The sequence below is a fragment of the Pseudomonas sichuanensis genome (assembly GCF_024749065.1).
Lineage (GTDB): Bacteria > Pseudomonadota > Gammaproteobacteria > Pseudomonadales > Pseudomonadaceae > Aquipseudomonas > Aquipseudomonas sichuanensis.
In genome coordinates this window covers 5,716,120-5,731,173 of the sequence record NZ_CP087185.1, presented here as the reverse complement: position 1 = coordinate 5,731,173, position 15,054 = coordinate 5,716,120, and the positions used below count along the sequence as shown (strand labels likewise).

Below are 15,054 nucleotides of genomic sequence, written 5' to 3'. Positions count from 1 at the left end.
GCAAGCTTCAAGCGGCAAGCTTCAAGCTGAACGAGGTGGAATCGAGATCCATGAAACGACGCGCGCCGACTTTTTCTCGCAGCTTGCAGCTTGCCGCTTGTAGCTGCGGTCTACCGCGATGCTGAGTGCCGAGCTCAAAGCCTTCTACATGGTGGCCCGACTGGGCAGCATCACCTTGGCGGCGAAGAAGCTCGGGCTCAGCCAGCCCACGGTGACCACGCAGATCCGCAACCTCGAGAGCCAGTACAACGTCGAGCTGTTCTACCGTGGCGGCCGGCGCCTGGTGCTGAGCGAGGAGGGCGTGCGCCTGCTGCCGATGGTCAAGGCGCTGTTGCAACAGGAAGCCGACATCGAGTTCGAACTGCGCAACAGCGGCCAGGCCCAGGGCAGCCTGCGCATCGCCGCCACCGCGCCGTACTACATCCTCGACCTGGTGAAGATCTTCCGCGAGCGCCTGCCCCAGGTAGAAGTGGCGGTGGAGATCGGCAATTCGCAGCAGGTGCTGGAAATGCTCGAGGACTACCGGGTGGATATCGCCGCCTCGTCGCAACTGCTCGAAGACGCACGCCTGGTGCGCCGGGTGCTGGGCACCGACCCGCTGGTGCTGGCGGTTCACCGCAACCATCCCTTGGCGCAGCGCCAGGCGGTGTCGATTGACGCGGTGGCCGGGCATTGCCTGTTGATGCGCGAGAAGGGCTCGACCACCCGCAAACTCACCGAGCAGATGCTGCAGGACGCCGGGGTGAAGGCCGGGGCGCTGCTGGAGATCGGCAGCCGTGAGTCGATCCGTGAGGCGGTGTTGCGCAATATCGGCATCAGCATCATTGCCCGCCATGAAGTGCCGCATAACCCCGAGCTGCGGGTGCTGGCGCTGGACGATGCGCCGGTGATGCATGAGTACCTGTATTGCCTGAAGGAGCGCCGTCAGGCGCGGTTACCGGCGGCGTTCCTGGGGGTGGCGCAGGAAGTGGTGGGTTCGCAGTTCTAGATAAGCGCTGGCTTCTTCGCGGGTAAACCCGCTCCCACAGGTACAGCACAGTTTCTGAATACTGTGCTGTACCTGTGGGAGCGGGTTTACCCGCGAAGAGGCCCTCAAAGCCACTACAAAATCTGCCTATACCACTATCACCGGCTTTTGCCCCAACGCCACAGAACCTTCGCACAGCCTGCCTAGCATGGCCCCCATCGCTTCGATGAGGACTCGCCATGAACCACGTCACCCCGGGCGCACAGATGAAAGTGCGCGGCATCCACAAACGCTTCGGTGCCTTCACCGCGCTCAACGACGTGTCCCTGGACATCGCCGCTGGCGAGCTGGTGTGCCTGCTCGGCCCCTCGGGCTGCGGCAAGACCACCCTGCTGCGCTGCATCGCCGGCCTGGAACGCCAGGACCGCGGCACCCTGTACATCGGCGACCGCGACATCTCCGAGCTGCCGCCCCAGGCCCGTGACTACGGCATCCTGTTCCAGTCCTACGCGCTGTTCCCCAACCTTACCGTCGAAGCCAACATCGCCTACGGCCTGACCGCCAGCAGCCGTGACCAGGTGCGCCAGCGTGTCAGCGAAATGCTCGAACTGGTCGGCCTGTCGGGCAGCGAAAAGAAATACCCCGGCCAGCTTTCCGGCGGCCAGCAGCAACGCGTGGCCCTGGCCCGCGCCCTGGCCCCCAAGCCATCGCTGCTGTTGCTCGACGAGCCGATGTCGGCACTCGACGCCCGGGTGCGCGAGCACCTGTGTACCGAGCTGCGCCAGCTGCAGCGCCAACTGGGCATCACCACGCTGATGGTGACCCACAACCAGGACGAGGCCATGCTGATGGCCGACCGCATCGCCGTGATGAACAACGGCCAGGTCGAGCAATACGCCACCCCGCAGGAAATCTACGACCAGCCGGCCACGCCGTTCGTCGCCGAGTTCGTCGGCCAGGGCAACTGGCTGCCGTTCCAGCGCAGCAGCGACAGCCATGCCCAGGTCGGCAGCATGAACATGCGCCTGGCGGCCAACGCCGGCCGTGCCAGCAGCGGCCGTTTGTTCTGCCGCCCCGAGGCGATCACCGTGAACCCGGTGGTGCACGAGGAAAACCTGTTCCCGGCCAAGGTCCGCGAGATCACTTTCCTCGGCAACCGCTGCCGCATGAGCTTCGAGCTCAAGGCCCTGCCGGGCCATGCCCTGCTCGCCGAGCTTGCCCCAGAAGCCATGCCGCGCCTGGGCTCGCAGGACATCTGGGTGGCCCTGCCACCGCAGAGCCTGCAGGTGTTTGCCTGAGATGGCCGCGCCCATGACCCTGCCCCTGAACAGTGCCAAGGCCGCGCCGCGCGGTGGCGTCGCCTTCGGTGACCGGCTGTTCGTCGTTGGCGGCAAGAGCCTGCTGTTGATCCTGCTGGTGCTGGCGGTGCTGATGCCGTTGCTGGCGATCTTCTGGAAAGGCTTCAGTGCCGATGCAGGCCAGGGCGGTGGCCTGGTGGCGGCCCGCGAGCTGTTCGCCAGCGCCAACTTCCACTGGCTGCTCGGCAACAGCCTGTCGGTGGCCTTCACCGTCGCGGCCATCGTCGTGCCGCTGGCCTACCTGTTCGCTTATGCCCTGCAACGCACGCTGATCCCGGCCAAGGGCCTGTGGCGTGGCATTTCCTTGCTGCCGCTGCTGGCGCCGTCGATGCTGCCGGCCATCGCCCTGGTGTACCTGTTCGGCAACCAGGGCCTGCTGCGCGGGCTGCTCAGCGACAACATCTACGGCTTCTGGGGCATCGTCCTCGGCGAGGCCATCTACACCTTCCCCCATGCCCTGATGATCCTGCTGTCGGCGCTGTCGCTGGCCGATGCCCGGCTGTTCGATGCGGCGTCGAGCATGGGTGCCGGGTCAGCCCGGGCCTTCTTCAGCATCACCTGGCCGGCCACCCGCCAGGCGGTATTCGCCGCGTTCTGCCTGGTGTTCACCCTGACCATCACCGACTTCGGCGTGCCTGTGGTGGTCGGTGGCGACTATCAGGTGCTGGCGCTGGAAGCCTACAAGGCGGTGGTCGGCCAGCAACAGTTCGGCCGTGGCGCGCTGATCGGCATGGTGCTGCTGGTGCCGGCCTTGCTCAGCTTTGCCGTCGATGCCTGGTTGCGCCGCCGCCAGGGCGAGGCCATGAGCGGCCGCGCCCAGGTGTTCGAGCCCAAGCCTTCCAGGCTGCGCGATGCCTGCTTCCTGGCCCTGGTGCTGGTGGTGTGCGCGGCGTTGCTGGCGGTGATCGGCATGGCGGTGTATTCGTCGCTGGTCAAGTTCTGGCCCTACAACCTGTCGCTGTCGCTGAACCACTACCAGTTCGACGACACCGCCGGCGGCGGCTGGCTGGCCTACCGCAACAGCGTGACCATGGCCCTGTGCACCGCGCTGATCGGCAGCGTGATCATCTTCAGCGGCGCCTACCTGATGGAGAAGACCCAAGGCCAACGCCTGCTCAACCAGGCCCTGCGTCTGCTCAGCTTCATCCCCATGGCCGTGCCCGGCCTGGTACTCGGCCTGGGCTACGTGTTCTTCTTCAACCTCAACGGCAACCCGCTGCATGTGTTCTACGGCAGCATGGCGCTGCTGGTGGTGTGCACCATCGCCCACTACCTGACCACCGCGCAGATGACCGCCACCACCGCCCTGCGCCAGCTCGACGGTGAGTTCGAAGCCGCCGCGCTGTCGCTCAAGGCGCCGCTGTACAAGCACTTCATGCGCGTCACCGTACCGATCTGCCTGCCGGCGCTGCTGGACATCATCCGCTACCTGTTCGTCTCGGGCATGACCACGGTGTCGGCGGCGATCTTCCTCTACAGCCCCGACACCATTCTCGCCGCCGTCGCCGTGCTGAACATGGATGACGCCGGCAACGTCGGCGGCGCCGCCGCCATGTCCACCCTGATCCTGCTCACCAGCGCCGCCGCCTCGCTGCTGCTGGCCGCTGCTTCACGCGGCCTGCTGCGCCGCTCCCAGGCCTGGCGCCAACGCGCTCCCGGCCATTGACCGACTGCCCACAACGATAGGAACCGCACCATGTTCAAGCCCCTCGTACTTGCCGCTGCCGTATCCGCCGTGTTCAGCCTGCAGGCCTCGGCTGCCGCCACCCAGCTGACCGTCTACACCGCCCTTGAGGCCGAGCAGCTCAAGAGCTACAAGCAGGCCTTCGAGAAGGCCAACCCGGACATCGAGATCAAGTGGGTGCGTGACTCCACCGGCATCATCACCGCCAAGCTGCTGGCCGAAAAAGACCGCCCGCAGGCCGACGCGGTGTGGGGCCTGGCGGCCTCCAGCCTGGCCATCCTTGACCAGAACGGCATGCTCGATGCCTATGCGCCCAAGGACCTCGGCAAGATCTCGGCGAATTACCGCGACGCCGCCAATCCGCCGGCCTGGGTCGGCATGGACGTGTGGGCCGCGACCATCTGCTTCAACACGGTTGAAGCCGAGAAGCAGGGCCTGAGCAAGCCGCTGAGCTGGCAGGACCTGACCAAGCCCGAGTACAAGGGCAAGATCGTCATGCCCAACCCGGCCTCGTCCGGCACCGGCTTCCTGGATGTAAGCGCCTGGCTGCAGACCTTCGGCGAGCCCCAGGGCTGGGCCTACATGGACGCCCTGCACCAGAACATCGGCCAGTACGTTCATTCCGGTTCCAAACCGTGCAAGCTGGCCGCTGCCGGCGAGTTCCCGATCGGCATCTCGTTCGAGTACCCGGCCGTGCAGCTCAAGCGCCAAGGCGCGCCGCTGGACATCGTGCTGCCCAAGGAAGGCCTGGGCTGGGAGATAGAGGCCACCGCCGTGATCAAGGGCTCGCCGAAGGCCGATGCGGCCCGGCGCCTGGCAGATTTTTCCGCCAGCCCCGCTGCGATGGAGCTATACAAAGAGAACTTCGCCGTGCTCGCCGCACCGGGCATCGCCAAGCCCCAGACCGAGTTGCCGGCGGACTACGAGCAGCGCCTGATCAAGAACGACTTCGCCTGGGCCTCGAAGAACCGCGACGAGATCCTCAGCGAATGGCGCAAGCGCTATGACGGCAAGTCGGAGAAAGTCGCCCAGCAGTAACAGCCGCTAGGCTTCTGCGCGGCCTGCGGCCTCGAATCGCCGGCAAGCCGGCTCCCACAGGGGTGGCGTGAAGCAGCTCTTTGTGGGAGCCGGCTTGCCGGCGATTGGCCTTACAGATTCATTCGGAGTGGATCCATGCTCACTGCAATCCAGGTCATTGATAACACCTTCACCCTCTACGAACACCACGGCAGCGCCGACTACATCGGCGAAGCCATCACCCAGCTCGAACACATGTCCCAGGCCGCGCAACTGGCCATGGCCGAAGGCTACGACGACGAAGTGGTACTGGCGGCGTTCTTCCACGACATCGGCCACTTGCTGGGTGAAGGCGAAGCCAGCATGGGCGGCTATGGCGTGGTCAGCCACGAACGCCTGGGCGCCGAGTACCTGCGCCGTGCCGGCTTCGGTGAGCGCATGGCGCGCCTGGTGGAGTACCACGTCGAGGCCAAGCGCTACCTGACCTTGCGCCAGCCGGGGTATTACGACCGACTGAGCGAGGCCAGCCGGCGCACGCTGGGGTATCAGGGCGGGGTGATGAGCGATGCCGAGGCCGATGCGTTCGAGGGGGATCCGTTGTTTGCGCTGAGCCTGCGGATGCGCGAGTGGGATGAGTTGGCCAAGGAGGTCGGAGTGCCGGTGATGGACCTGATGGTGCTGAAGCAGAAGGCCCTGGCATTGCTCTGAGACTTTGATGGCCTGCACCGGCCTCTTCGCGGGTAAACCCGCTCCCACAGGGCCTGCACATGACCTGTGGGAGCGGGTTTACCCGCGAAGAGGCCGAACCTGCTGACTCAGATCTGCAAAACCAACGCCTCCAGTTGCTCCTGTCGCTCCGCCTGATTCACCTTGCCCCCCGGATTGAGCGTCGACCACTGCGGATGCGCCCGCGCCTTGCTCAGCGCCTCGGGCAGCTTGCCTTCGCGCCAGGCCTTCTCGTCCAGTGCGCCCAGGCGAATGCTGTCCTGCGCCGCATGCCCGCGGCGCTCCAGCGCCACCATCAACTGCTGCTGACGCAGCGCCAGCAGGCGCAGCACGGTGTCATCCACCGTCAATTCCCGCTGGCCCTTGAGCTTGCCCATCAACCGCGCGCCATAGTTGCGCGCCGTTTGCAGCGCGCCGCCGGCAATGGCCCCGGCCAGCGCCGCGGCGCCCAAGGTCAGGCCGCCGACCAGCAGATCGACGCCGGCGCCGGCCGCTGCACCTGCCGCCACCCCGCTGCCCAGGCGCACGCCCAGCAACTTCAAGGTTTCCGGGTTGAACAGGTCATCGCCCCAGCGGCCATCCAGCAAAGGCAGGTCACCGGCATCGGCATCTTCGCGGCGGAAGGCATAGAGCTTGAGCAGCGCCTCGACACAGCGCTGCTCGCGCTGGCGTACGTCCCGGCGCAGGGCCTCGATGGCATGGGCTTCGTCGGCGGGCTCGACACTGCGCCGGCAGGCGGCGCAATCGAGCAGCAATTCGGCGATCAGGCGTTTGCCGCTGTGCTGGCGGGCCAGGCGCTGCGCCTGCTGGTCGTCGATCAGCCGCTGCAGGGCCGGGCGGGCGTCTTCCAGCAACAGGGCGAGGCTTTCGTAGAGGCGCCGTTCGCCGTCTTCCGGCGGGGCCACGCTGTCAAACCGCACCAGCGCGTGCAGGCCCAGCCGCGCCAGGGCTTCGCGCCATTCCGGCTCGCGGTGCTGGTGGCTGGCGACGAAGTTGAGCACCGGTAGCAGTGGCTTGCCGCAACCGGCCAGCACCTCAAGCTCGTCGCGGTACTTGGCCAGCACCGGTTCGCGGGCGTCGATCACATACAGCCCGGCGTTGCTCGCCAGCAACTGGCGCAGCACCTTGGCTTCCTGTTCAAAGCGCTGGCGCGCCTCGCTGCCCTGGAGGAAACGCTCCAGCCGGGCCGGGCCGTCCAGCCGCTCGCCCGGTCGCTCGAGGCGTTCGAGGTAGTCGAGCAGGGCGATGGCGTCTTCCAGGCCGGGGGTGTCGTACAGCTCCAGCAGCGGCTCGCCGTCCACCGACAGGCGCGCGCCTTCGACATGGCGGGTGGTGCTGGGGCGGTGCGAGACCTCGCCAAAGCCGACATCGCGGGTGAGGGTGCGCAGCAGCGAGGTCTTGCCGACGTTGGTGTGGCCGACCACGGCCAGTTTCAGGGGCTCAGTCATGGCCATGCTCCAGCCAGGTCAGCGGCGAGGTGTCGGCGTGGGGCAGGCCCAGGCGGTCGAGGGCGTCGTGCCAGTCGCCCAGGCGCGCGGCGTCCAGCGCCTGGCCGGGTTGTGGCTGGAGCAGCCAGATGCGCGTGGCGCCGGCATTGCGCGCCAGCTCCGCGAGCAGCGCCAGGCTGCCACGGTCCGGTGAACGGCGCGGGTCACAGGCGATGGCCAGGCGCGCCGGGGGGAAGCGGCCAAGCTGTTCGAGCAGTTTGTTGCGCGATTCGCGGCTGTCGAGCACGCCGGCGTTGGTGACGCCTTGCGGCAGAACCGGTGGCCAGGGCTGCTGATCGTCCAGCTCCAGGCCCACCAGCAGGGCGCCGCTGCTGCCGCTGTCCAGTTGCCCGGCCTCGAACTGCGGGAGCGCTTCTGGGGCCGCGTCCTGTACGCCGATCCGCTCGCTGCGTGGCATCAGCGCTTCACGCAACTGCGCATAGCCGGGCAGGTTGAGGTCCAGGGTCAGCCGCCCGCGGCCCTGGCGCCAGCGCCACAGGCACAGCGCGGCCAGCACTAGGCGCGGCAACAGGCCGTACACCAGCACCACGCCGAGTAGCCAGCTGGCCCAGGCCTGGCGCGCCAGGTCGAGGGCCGGCAGGGTGTCGCCGCTGGCGCGGATCATCGCTTCGTCCGGCACGGCGAAGCCCAGCAACGAGGGCAGGGCGCCGAGGGCGTGGGTGAGGGCGATGAAGGGTTCGGCGGCGAGCAGCGTGGTTTCCCAGACGAAGCCGTAGCGTCGGGTCGCCAGCAACGCCAGCAACATGCCCAGCGCCGCCAGCATCGCCAACAGCCACAGGCCATGCACCAGGGCACCGAGCAGCCAGCGGTTCAGGCGCTGGCGCTGCAACAGCACCAGCAGCGCCGGGGCCAGTTGCGCGGCCTTGGCATCACGGGCCAGGCGTTCGCTCAGCCACAACCACAGGCGGCCCAGCGTTGCACCCTGTTCGCCGGCGCAGCAAAAGCCGATGGCCCAACCGGCCAGCAACACCAGGTTGAGGCCGAGCAGGCTGCCCAGGGCCCAGAACACGTTCACCGGGCGCAGGCCGTCGCCCAGCGCCGCCAGGCCCAGGCCGGCGCCGCTGAACACGGCCAGCACCATCAGCGCCATCAAGGCCAGGCGGGCGCCTTGCTTCCAGTGGCGTAGCGCCTCGGCCATGCCGTCACGCTCGGCCAGCCACAGGGCGCGGGTTGCGATACGGGTGGCCAGGTCGCCACCCTGCTGGCGGGCGCGGCGGTTGGCTTCCTGGTCCTCCAGGGGGCCGGCGTGTTCTTCGCGCAGGCGCACCGCTTCGGTGAGCCAGTGTTTGTCCAGTTCAGTCAGTGCAGTCACAAGCTCGTCCATTGCACAGGTCAGGGCGCAAGCATAACCCACGTGCCCGGTGCTATCCTCGCCGCCATGACTACCTCACTCCCCCTCAGCCTGATCGCGGCCCTCGCCGAGAACCGTGTGATCGGCATCGACAACACCATGCCCTGGCACCTGCCGGGGGACTTCAAGTACTTCAAGGCCACCACCCTGGGCAAGCCGATCATCATGGGGCGCAAGACCTGGGATTCGCTGGGCCGGCCGTTGCCGGGGCGGTTGAACATCGTGGTCAGCCGCCAGCCTGGGTTGCAACTGGCCGGTGCCGAGGTGTTCGCGTCGCTGGAAGCCGCGCTGGTACGCGCCGAGCAGTGGGCTCGGGAGCAGGGCGTCGAGGAGCTGATGCTGATCGGCGGCGCGCAGCTTTACGGCCAGGCGCTGGAAAAAGGGCTGGTGAGCCGCATGTACCTGACCCGGGTCGAGCTGTCGCCCCAGGGCGATGCCTGGTTCCCCGAGTACGACCCGGCGCAGTGGCAGCTGGCATCGAGCCAGGCCCAGGCCGCCGAGGGCGATGGCCCGGCCTACCATTTCGAGGTCTGGGATAAACGCTGATCAGCAGCAATTGCGAATCCATCTCATCTTCTGCTAGCGTGCGCACCTCTTGAGACCTAGAGCCAGGATGCGCCGTGTCTTCATGGAACAAGCAGATCGCCCGGCTGTTCACCGAGCACAAGAAGGCCCTTGAGGCCTTCGTGGCACGGCGCACCGGCAATGCGCAGGTGGCCGCCGACCTGACCCAGGAGTCCTTCCTGCGGTTGGCGCGGCTGCCTGCCGACAAGCAGATCGACAACCTTTCGGCTTTTCTGTTCACCATCGCCAGCAACCTGGTGCGCGACCACCAGCGCCAGGCCATTCGCCGTGAGCGCCTGGACGCCGGCGAGCCGAGCGAGGAGCTGGCCAGCGAAGCCCCCGCTGCCGAAGACCAGTTGGCCGCACAGCAGGAGCAAGCCTTGATGCAGGCCGCCATCCAGGCCTTGCCTGAGGCGACCCGGCATATCTTCCTGCTCTATCATGTCGACGGTTGCACCTACCGCGAAATCGGCGAGCGCATGAACACCACGCCACGCAGCGTCGAGTACCAGTTGCGCAAGGCGCTGCTCGACTGCCGTGCCTTCATCAAGGCGCAGTTGGCCGGTGACCGGGGGAGGCAACGCCCATGAGCCAAGATCCCGAGAGCACGATTGCCCCCATGAGCGACATGCCCGACAGCGAGCAACTGTTCGCCGAAGCCACCGCCTGGTATTACCGCCTGCAAGCCGAGGATGTCACCGCGGCCGAACGGCAGGCGTTTGCCGACTGGTACCTGCAGGGGCCGGAGCAGGCCCAGGCCTGGGCCGAGGTGATCGCCTTGCTGGGCGCCCTGCAGGCCCCGGCCAGGCGCGTGCGCGAGCAGCAGCGCGGGCAATGGCGCACAGCGCCACGGCGTGCCTGGCCCAGGGTGGCAAGTGCTGCCGCCGCCGTGCTGACACTGGGGCTGCTGCTCAGCCAGACGCCCTGGCTGGACCGCTGGCGCGCCGACTACGCCACCGCCACCGGCGAGTCGCGCAGTGTGCAGCTGGCCGATGGCTCGCGTATCCAGTTGAACACCGACAGCGCGCTCCAGGTGGAGCTGGCCCATGGCGAGCGGCGTGTGCACCTGTTGCGTGGCGAGGCCTGGTTCGAGGTGGCCCGTGACCCCGACCGGCCTTTTGTGGTGCGTGCCGGCGACGGCTGGGTGAAGGTGGTCGGCACGCAATTCAGTGTCGCCCTCGAAGGCGAACAGACCCGTGTGCAATTGGCCCAGGGCAAGGTGCAGGTGCGTGCGGGGGAAAGCCCCGGAGTGTTCCTGGTGCCGGGGCAGGCGGTGGAATACGCGGCCAATGGGCCGGGGGCCATTCACCCGTTCGAGCCGGGCCGGGCGTTCGCCTGGCGGCAACGGCAACTGGTGTTCAGCCAACAGCCCCTGGCTGAAGTGGTGGCCGAACTGAACCGCTATTGGCCGGGCCAGACCCTGGTGCTGGGCGATGCCCTGCGCCAGCGCAAGGTGTCCGGGGTGTTCGAGATCGACAAGCCGGAAGCCGTGCTCAGGGCCCTGACCCACACCCTGGGTGTCCACGCCGAGCAATACACCCCTTACCTGCGCATTCTGCGCGAGGGTTGAAAAAAGTTTCGGGGATTCCCGCAAGTCCGTCGTCCTTGAATGAGCAGGCGCAAATAATAAGCACTCTCAGATAGTGCAGCGCCATTCAATGACTTGGACGATTTCGGGGAGCTCCACTGATGAAGATTACCGCCACTCGGACCGTGCTCGGCCTGGCCATCGCGCTGGGCAGCGCAGCCCTGGCCGCGCCGCTGCAGGCGCAGGCCGCAGCGCAGGCACAGGTTTACCGTTTCGAGATCCCGGCGCAGTCGCTGGACTCGGCGCTGGCGGCCTTCAGTGCAGTCACCCGGGTGCAGGTGCTGGTGCCGGGCGAGTTCACCCAGGGCCTGCGTTCGTCGGGCCTGAATGGCAGTTATCCACAGGACCAGGCGCTGGCCAGGCTGCTGCAAGGCACCGGGCTGAGCGCCAGCGTGATCGACGCCGACAGCGTCACCCTGGAGCGCCAGCGCGCGGCAGGCGACACCTCGATGCAACTGGGCGCAGTCAAGATCGACAGCAGCGCGCTGGGGGCCACCACCGAGGGCAGCGGCTCCTACACCACCGGCGCGCTGACCATCGGCAAGGGTGAGCAGAAACTCAAGGACATCCCCCAGTCGGTCTCGGTGGTTACCCGCCAACGCCTGAACGACCAGAACATGAACAGCCTGCAGGACGCCATGCGCCAGGTGACCGGGGCGACGATCAAGAGCTACAACAGCGGCTCCAACCTCAACGATGTGTACATGCGCGGCTTCCTGGTCGACCAGGTGCAGGTGGACGGCGTTTCGCAGCTGACCGGGCAGGGCGACATGGCCACCAGCTTCGACCTGGCGATGTTCGACCGGGTCGAGGTACTGCGCGGCCCTTCCGGCCTGTACCAGGGCGCAGGGGAGCCGGGCGGCACCATCAACCTGGTGCGCAAGCGTGCGCTCGGCACCTTCGGCCTGAGCGGCGAGCTGTCGGCTGGCAGCTGGGACCGCTACCACTCCACCGTCGATATCACCGGCCCGCTGAACAGCGACGGCAGCCTGCGCGGGCGTTTCGTGACCGCCTACGAGAACAACCAGTCGTTCGTCGATCATGCGCAGAACGAGCGGCCCATGGTCTATGGCCGCCTGGAATACGACGTGACCCCGGCCACCACGCTGTCCCTGGGTGGCGCCTATCAGCGCAACAACTCGACGCCGGCGTTCGGCCTGCCGGCCTATGCCGACGGAAAGCTGCTTGATGTGAATCGCTCGAGCTTCGTCGACGCCAAGTGGAACGAGCTGGACGAACGCGTTTGGGAGGGCTTCTTCGAGGTGGACCACGCGCTGGACGATGGCGGCCAGTTCAAGACCTCGCTGACCTACCGCGATGCCGAGACCCCGACCCGCAACTTCACCTGGACCGATGGCGCGGTGGACAGGGCGACCGGCGCCAGCTCCGCAGTGGCCTACGCCTACTACACCCACATCAAGACCCTCGGCCTGGACAGTTTCGTGACCTTGCCGGTGGAGGCGTTCGGGCGCAGCCACGAACTCACCGTGGGCGCCGAATACCAGCACTTGGACAAGGACTTCACCTACGGCGGCCAGGAGTACTTCGACATCAATGTGTACGACCCGGGCAGTATCAACATCCCCAAGCGCAACTACGAGATGGTCAACGGCAACTGGGTCAAGTCGCAGCAGTACGGTGTCTATGGGCGCACCAAGATCAGCGCCACCGACTGGCTGGACGTGATCCTCGGCAGCCGGGTGACCTGGTTCGAGAGCGAAGGGCGTAACGCCAATGCCTTCTTCGACAACTTCACCAACACCGAGACCAACATCGACCGCAAGGTGATCCCGTACGCGGCGCTGGTGGCCAAGCTCACCCCTGAGCTTTCGGCCTACGCCAGCTACACCAGCGTGTTCAAGCCACAGACCGACGTGGACGCCAGCGGCAAGCCGATCGACCCGCGCGAGGGCGAACAGTACGAGCTGGGGCTCAAGCGTGAGTTTCTCGATGGCCGCCTGAACGGCAGCGTGGCGTTGTTCCGCATCTATGACGAGAACCGTGCGCAGGCGGTGGAGCGCAGCACCTACTTCGAGGCGCAGGGCAGGGTCCGTAGCCAGGGTTGGGAAACCGAGCTGTCCGGCAACCTGACCGACAACTGGAGCATCAGCACCGGCTACGCCTTCACCATGCTCAAGTCGATGAACGAGGAGAACTACCAGGGCATCAGCATCACCCCCAAGCACAACTTCAACCTGTGGACGCGTTACGAGTTCAAGGATGGTCCGTTGGACGGCTTCAGCGTGGGTGGCGGTGTGCGGGCGGTCAGCCAGACCTATTACAAGCGTGACGTGGACTTCGTCCAAGGCGGTTACAGCGTGGCCACGGCGCAGCTGGGGTATCGCTTCAACAAGCACCTGTCGTCCACGCTCACGGCCAACAACCTGTTCGACCGCAAGTATTACGAGCGGGTGGACAGTGCCTGGGGGGCGAACTTCTATGGCGAGCCGCGCAACCTGACGTTGACCTTGCGGGCCAGTTACTGACTTGAAGCCTGGGGCTGCTGCGCGGCCCTATCGCCGGCAAGCCGGCTCCCACAGGAAAATGCATGGCCCTGTGGGAGCTGGCTTGCCAGCGAAAGGGGCGCAAAGCGCCCCCGGCGATGTCAGCTGTGACTCAGCTCGGCATGCTCATCCCCGCCCAGCACCTCTATCGCCGGCAAGCCGGCTCCCACAGGAATATGCATGGCCCTGTGGGAGCTGGCTTGCCAGCGAAAGGGGCGCAAAGCGCCCCCGGCGATATCAGCTGTGACTCAGCTCGGCATGCTCATCGCCGCCCAGCACCTGCTGGTCGGTCTGCTTGAGCAACTGGCTGGTCACCACGCCCGCGGTCATCGAGCCACTCACGTTCAAGGCCGTGCGGCCCATGTCGATCAGCGGCTCCACCGAGATCAGCAGTGCCACCAACTCCACCGGCAGGCCCATGGCCGGCAGCACGATCAGCGCGGCGAAAGTCGCACCGCCACCCACGCCGGCCACACCGGCCGAGCTCAGGGTGACGATGGCCACCAGGGTGGCGATCCACAGCGGGTCGAAGGTGTCGATGCCCACCGCCGGGGCGACCATCACCGCGAGCATCGCCGGGTACAGGCCGGCGCAGCCGTTCTGGCCGATGGTGGTGCCGAACGAGGCGCTGAAGCTGGCGATCGACTGCGGCACGCCCAGGCGCTGGGTTTGCGCCTCGATGTTCAGCGGGATGCTGGCGGCGCTGGAGCGGCTGGTGAAGGCGAAGGTCAGTACCGGCCACACTTTGCGGAAGAAGCGCAACGGGCTGACGCCGGTCAGCGCCAGGATCACCCCGTGCACCACGAACATCAGGCCCAGGCCGATGTACGAGACCACCACGAAGCTGCCCAGCTTGAGGATGTCGTCGAGGTTGGAGCTGGCCACCACCTTGGTCATCAGCGCCAGCACGCCATAGGGGGTGAGCTTCATCACCAGGCGCACCAGGCGCATCACCCAGGCTTGCAGCACGTCGATGGCCGACAGCGCGCGTTCGCCTTTGTCCTTGTCGTCCTTGATCAGTTGCAAGGCGGCCAGGCCCAGGAACACGGCGAAGATCACCACGCTGATGATCGAGGTCGGCTTGGCCCGCGCCAGGTCGGCCACCGGGTTGGTGGGGACAAACGACAGCAGCAGCTGCGGAATGTTGAGGTCGGCAACCTTGCCCGCGTAGTCGCTGTGGATCGCCTGCAGCCGCGCGCTTTCCTGCACGCCGGCCACCAGGCCCTCGGCGCTGAGGCCGAACAGGTTGGTCAGGACGATGCCGATCAGCGCGGCGATGGCGGTGGTCAGCAGCAGGGTGCCGATGCTCAGCACGCTGATGCGACCCAGGCTCGATGCATTGTGCAGGCGGGCCACGGCGCTGAGGATCGAGGCGAAGATCAGCGGCATGACGATCATCTGCAGCAGCCCGACATAGCCGTTGCCGACCAGGTCGAGCCAGGCAATGGTGGCTTTCAGTACCGGGTGGCCGGCGCCATAGACCGTGTGCAGGGCCAGGCCGAAGCCCACGCCCAGGGCCAGGCCCAGCAGTACCTTCTTGGCCAGGCTCCAGTCGGTGCGGCGGGTTTGCGCCAGGCCCAGCAGCAGGGCCAGGAACGCCAGCAGGTTGAGAGACAGCGGCAGGTTCATTGAAGCTCCAGAAAAAGCAGAAGAGGCATCGCCTCTGATGAGCGATTGCGAACGGAAATGCTAACAGCCTGAAAACAAACGAATTTATACCCAAAAGGAATTTGCATAGTCGTTTATGGAATAACGCCATGTCGTTATTGGCAATCCGCATGGCGTTT

General features: G+C 66.5%; 12 protein-coding genes. 9 read left to right on the top strand and 3 right to left on the bottom strand.

What is annotated here, in order from left to right; genetic code table 11:
* Nucleotides 1–118 precede the first annotated feature (118 nt).
* The 5 genes from LOY51_RS25720 (at nucleotide 119) to LOY51_RS25700 (ending at nucleotide 5,734) form a co-directional block, all read left to right on the top strand.
* Nucleotides 119–988: a LysR family transcriptional regulator gene (locus LOY51_RS25720; protein WP_125465959.1), complete on the top strand. Its 870-nt coding sequence runs from the start codon at nucleotides 119–121 to the stop codon at nucleotides 986–988.
* A gap of 218 nt (nucleotides 989–1,206) precedes the next feature.
* A complete protein-coding gene (locus LOY51_RS25715) occupies nucleotides 1,207–2,265 on the top strand; it encodes a putative 2-aminoethylphosphonate ABC transporter ATP-binding protein (protein ID WP_125860956.1) in 1,059 nt (352 codons plus the stop codon).
* A gap of 1 nt (nucleotide 2,266) precedes the next feature.
* Nucleotides 2,267–3,991 (top strand): putative 2-aminoethylphosphonate ABC transporter permease subunit, encoded by a 1,725-nt coding sequence (locus tag LOY51_RS25710; RefSeq protein WP_258643627.1) that lies wholly within the window; start codon nucleotides 2,267–2,269, stop codon nucleotides 3,989–3,991.
* 30 nt (nucleotides 3,992–4,021) lie between these two features.
* Nucleotides 4,022–5,047 (top strand): putative 2-aminoethylphosphonate ABC transporter substrate-binding protein, encoded by a 1,026-nt coding sequence (locus tag LOY51_RS25705; RefSeq protein ID WP_258643625.1) that lies wholly within the window; start codon nucleotides 4,022–4,024, stop codon nucleotides 5,045–5,047.
* A gap of 135 nt (nucleotides 5,048–5,182) precedes the next feature.
* Nucleotides 5,183–5,734 carry a phosphonate degradation HD-domain oxygenase gene (locus LOY51_RS25700; RefSeq protein ID WP_125860954.1) on the top strand — a complete coding sequence of 184 codons (552 nt, stop codon included), beginning with the start codon at nucleotides 5,183–5,185 and terminating at the stop codon, nucleotides 5,732–5,734.
* A gap of 107 nt (nucleotides 5,735–5,841) precedes the next feature.
* On the opposite strand, the gene LOY51_RS25695 is transcribed toward LOY51_RS25700, so the two are convergent.
* Together LOY51_RS25695 and LOY51_RS25690 are read right to left on the bottom strand one after the other, a co-directional pair.
* Nucleotides 5,842–7,200 carry a GTPase/DUF3482 domain-containing protein gene (locus LOY51_RS25695; protein WP_125860952.1) on the bottom strand — a complete coding sequence of 453 codons (1,359 nt, stop codon included), beginning with the start codon at nucleotides 7,198–7,200 and terminating at the stop codon, nucleotides 5,842–5,844.
* Nucleotides 7,193–8,584 (bottom strand): DUF2868 domain-containing protein, encoded by a 1,392-nt coding sequence (locus LOY51_RS25690; protein ID WP_125860950.1) that lies wholly within the window; start codon nucleotides 8,582–8,584, stop codon nucleotides 7,193–7,195. Before LOY51_RS25690 ends, LOY51_RS25695 begins: the two co-directional genes overlap by 8 nt.
* A 54-nt stretch (nucleotides 8,585–8,638) precedes the next feature.
* Here LOY51_RS25690 and LOY51_RS25685 point away from each other — a divergent pair, with 54 nt between their 5' ends.
* The 4 genes from LOY51_RS25685 to LOY51_RS25670 all read left to right on the top strand — a co-directional run bounded on the left by LOY51_RS25685 (nucleotide 8,639) and on the right by LOY51_RS25670 (nucleotide 13,249).
* Nucleotides 8,639–9,157, top strand: coding sequence for a dihydrofolate reductase (locus LOY51_RS25685; protein WP_125860947.1), 519 nt, complete (start codon nucleotides 8,639–8,641; stop codon nucleotides 9,155–9,157).
* A gap of 74 nt (nucleotides 9,158–9,231) precedes the next feature.
* Nucleotides 9,232–9,765 (top strand): RNA polymerase sigma factor, encoded by a 534-nt coding sequence (locus LOY51_RS25680; RefSeq protein WP_125465951.1) that lies wholly within the window; start codon nucleotides 9,232–9,234, stop codon nucleotides 9,763–9,765.
* Nucleotides 9,762–10,745: a FecR family protein gene (locus LOY51_RS25675; protein WP_258643622.1), complete on the top strand. Its 984-nt coding sequence runs from the start codon at nucleotides 9,762–9,764 to the stop codon at nucleotides 10,743–10,745. Before LOY51_RS25680 ends, LOY51_RS25675 begins: the two co-directional genes overlap by 4 nt.
* Before the next feature lie 119 nt (nucleotides 10,746–10,864).
* The gene (locus tag LOY51_RS25670; protein WP_258643620.1) at nucleotides 10,865–13,249 is read left to right on the top strand and encodes a TonB-dependent siderophore receptor; all 2,385 of its coding nucleotides are present in this window, start codon (nucleotides 10,865–10,867) and stop codon (nucleotides 13,247–13,249) included.
* A 255-nt stretch (nucleotides 13,250–13,504) separates the two neighbouring features.
* On the opposite strand, the gene LOY51_RS25665 is transcribed toward LOY51_RS25670, so the two are convergent.
* On the bottom strand, nucleotides 13,505–14,896 hold the full coding sequence (locus LOY51_RS25665) for an L-cystine transporter (protein WP_125860944.1): 1,392 nt from the start codon (nucleotides 14,894–14,896) through the stop codon (nucleotides 13,505–13,507).
* Between the last annotated feature and the right edge of the window lie 158 nt (nucleotides 14,897–15,054).

Excerpts from the sequence above, each read along its gene's own strand:
- LOY51_RS25720 (WP_125465959.1), top strand. The coding sequence starts at position 119 with ATGCTGAGTGCCGAGCTCAAAGCCTTCTACATGGTGGCCCGACTGGGC.
- LOY51_RS25715 (WP_125860956.1), top strand. The coding sequence starts at position 1,207 with ATGAACCACGTCACCCCGGGCGCACAGATGAAAGTGCGCGGCATCCAC.
- LOY51_RS25710 (WP_258643627.1), top strand. The coding sequence starts at position 2,267 with ATGGCCGCGCCCATGACCCTGCCCCTGAACAGTGCCAAGGCCGCGCCG.
- LOY51_RS25705 (WP_258643625.1), top strand. The coding sequence starts at position 4,022 with ATGTTCAAGCCCCTCGTACTTGCCGCTGCCGTATCCGCCGTGTTCAGC.
- LOY51_RS25700 (WP_125860954.1), top strand. The coding sequence starts at position 5,183 with ATGCTCACTGCAATCCAGGTCATTGATAACACCTTCACCCTCTACGAA.
- LOY51_RS25695 (WP_125860952.1), bottom strand. The coding sequence starts at position 7,200 with ATGACTGAGCCCCTGAAACTGGCCGTGGTCGGCCACACCAACGTCGGC.
- LOY51_RS25690 (WP_125860950.1), bottom strand. The coding sequence starts at position 8,584 with ATGGACGAGCTTGTGACTGCACTGACTGAACTGGACAAACACTGGCTC.
- LOY51_RS25685 (WP_125860947.1), top strand. The coding sequence starts at position 8,639 with ATGACTACCTCACTCCCCCTCAGCCTGATCGCGGCCCTCGCCGAGAAC.
- LOY51_RS25675 (WP_258643622.1), top strand. The coding sequence starts at position 9,762 with ATGAGCCAAGATCCCGAGAGCACGATTGCCCCCATGAGCGACATGCCC.
- LOY51_RS25670 (WP_258643620.1), top strand. The coding sequence starts at position 10,865 with ATGAAGATTACCGCCACTCGGACCGTGCTCGGCCTGGCCATCGCGCTG.
- LOY51_RS25665 (WP_125860944.1), bottom strand. The coding sequence starts at position 14,896 with ATGAACCTGCCGCTGTCTCTCAACCTGCTGGCGTTCCTGGCCCTGCTG.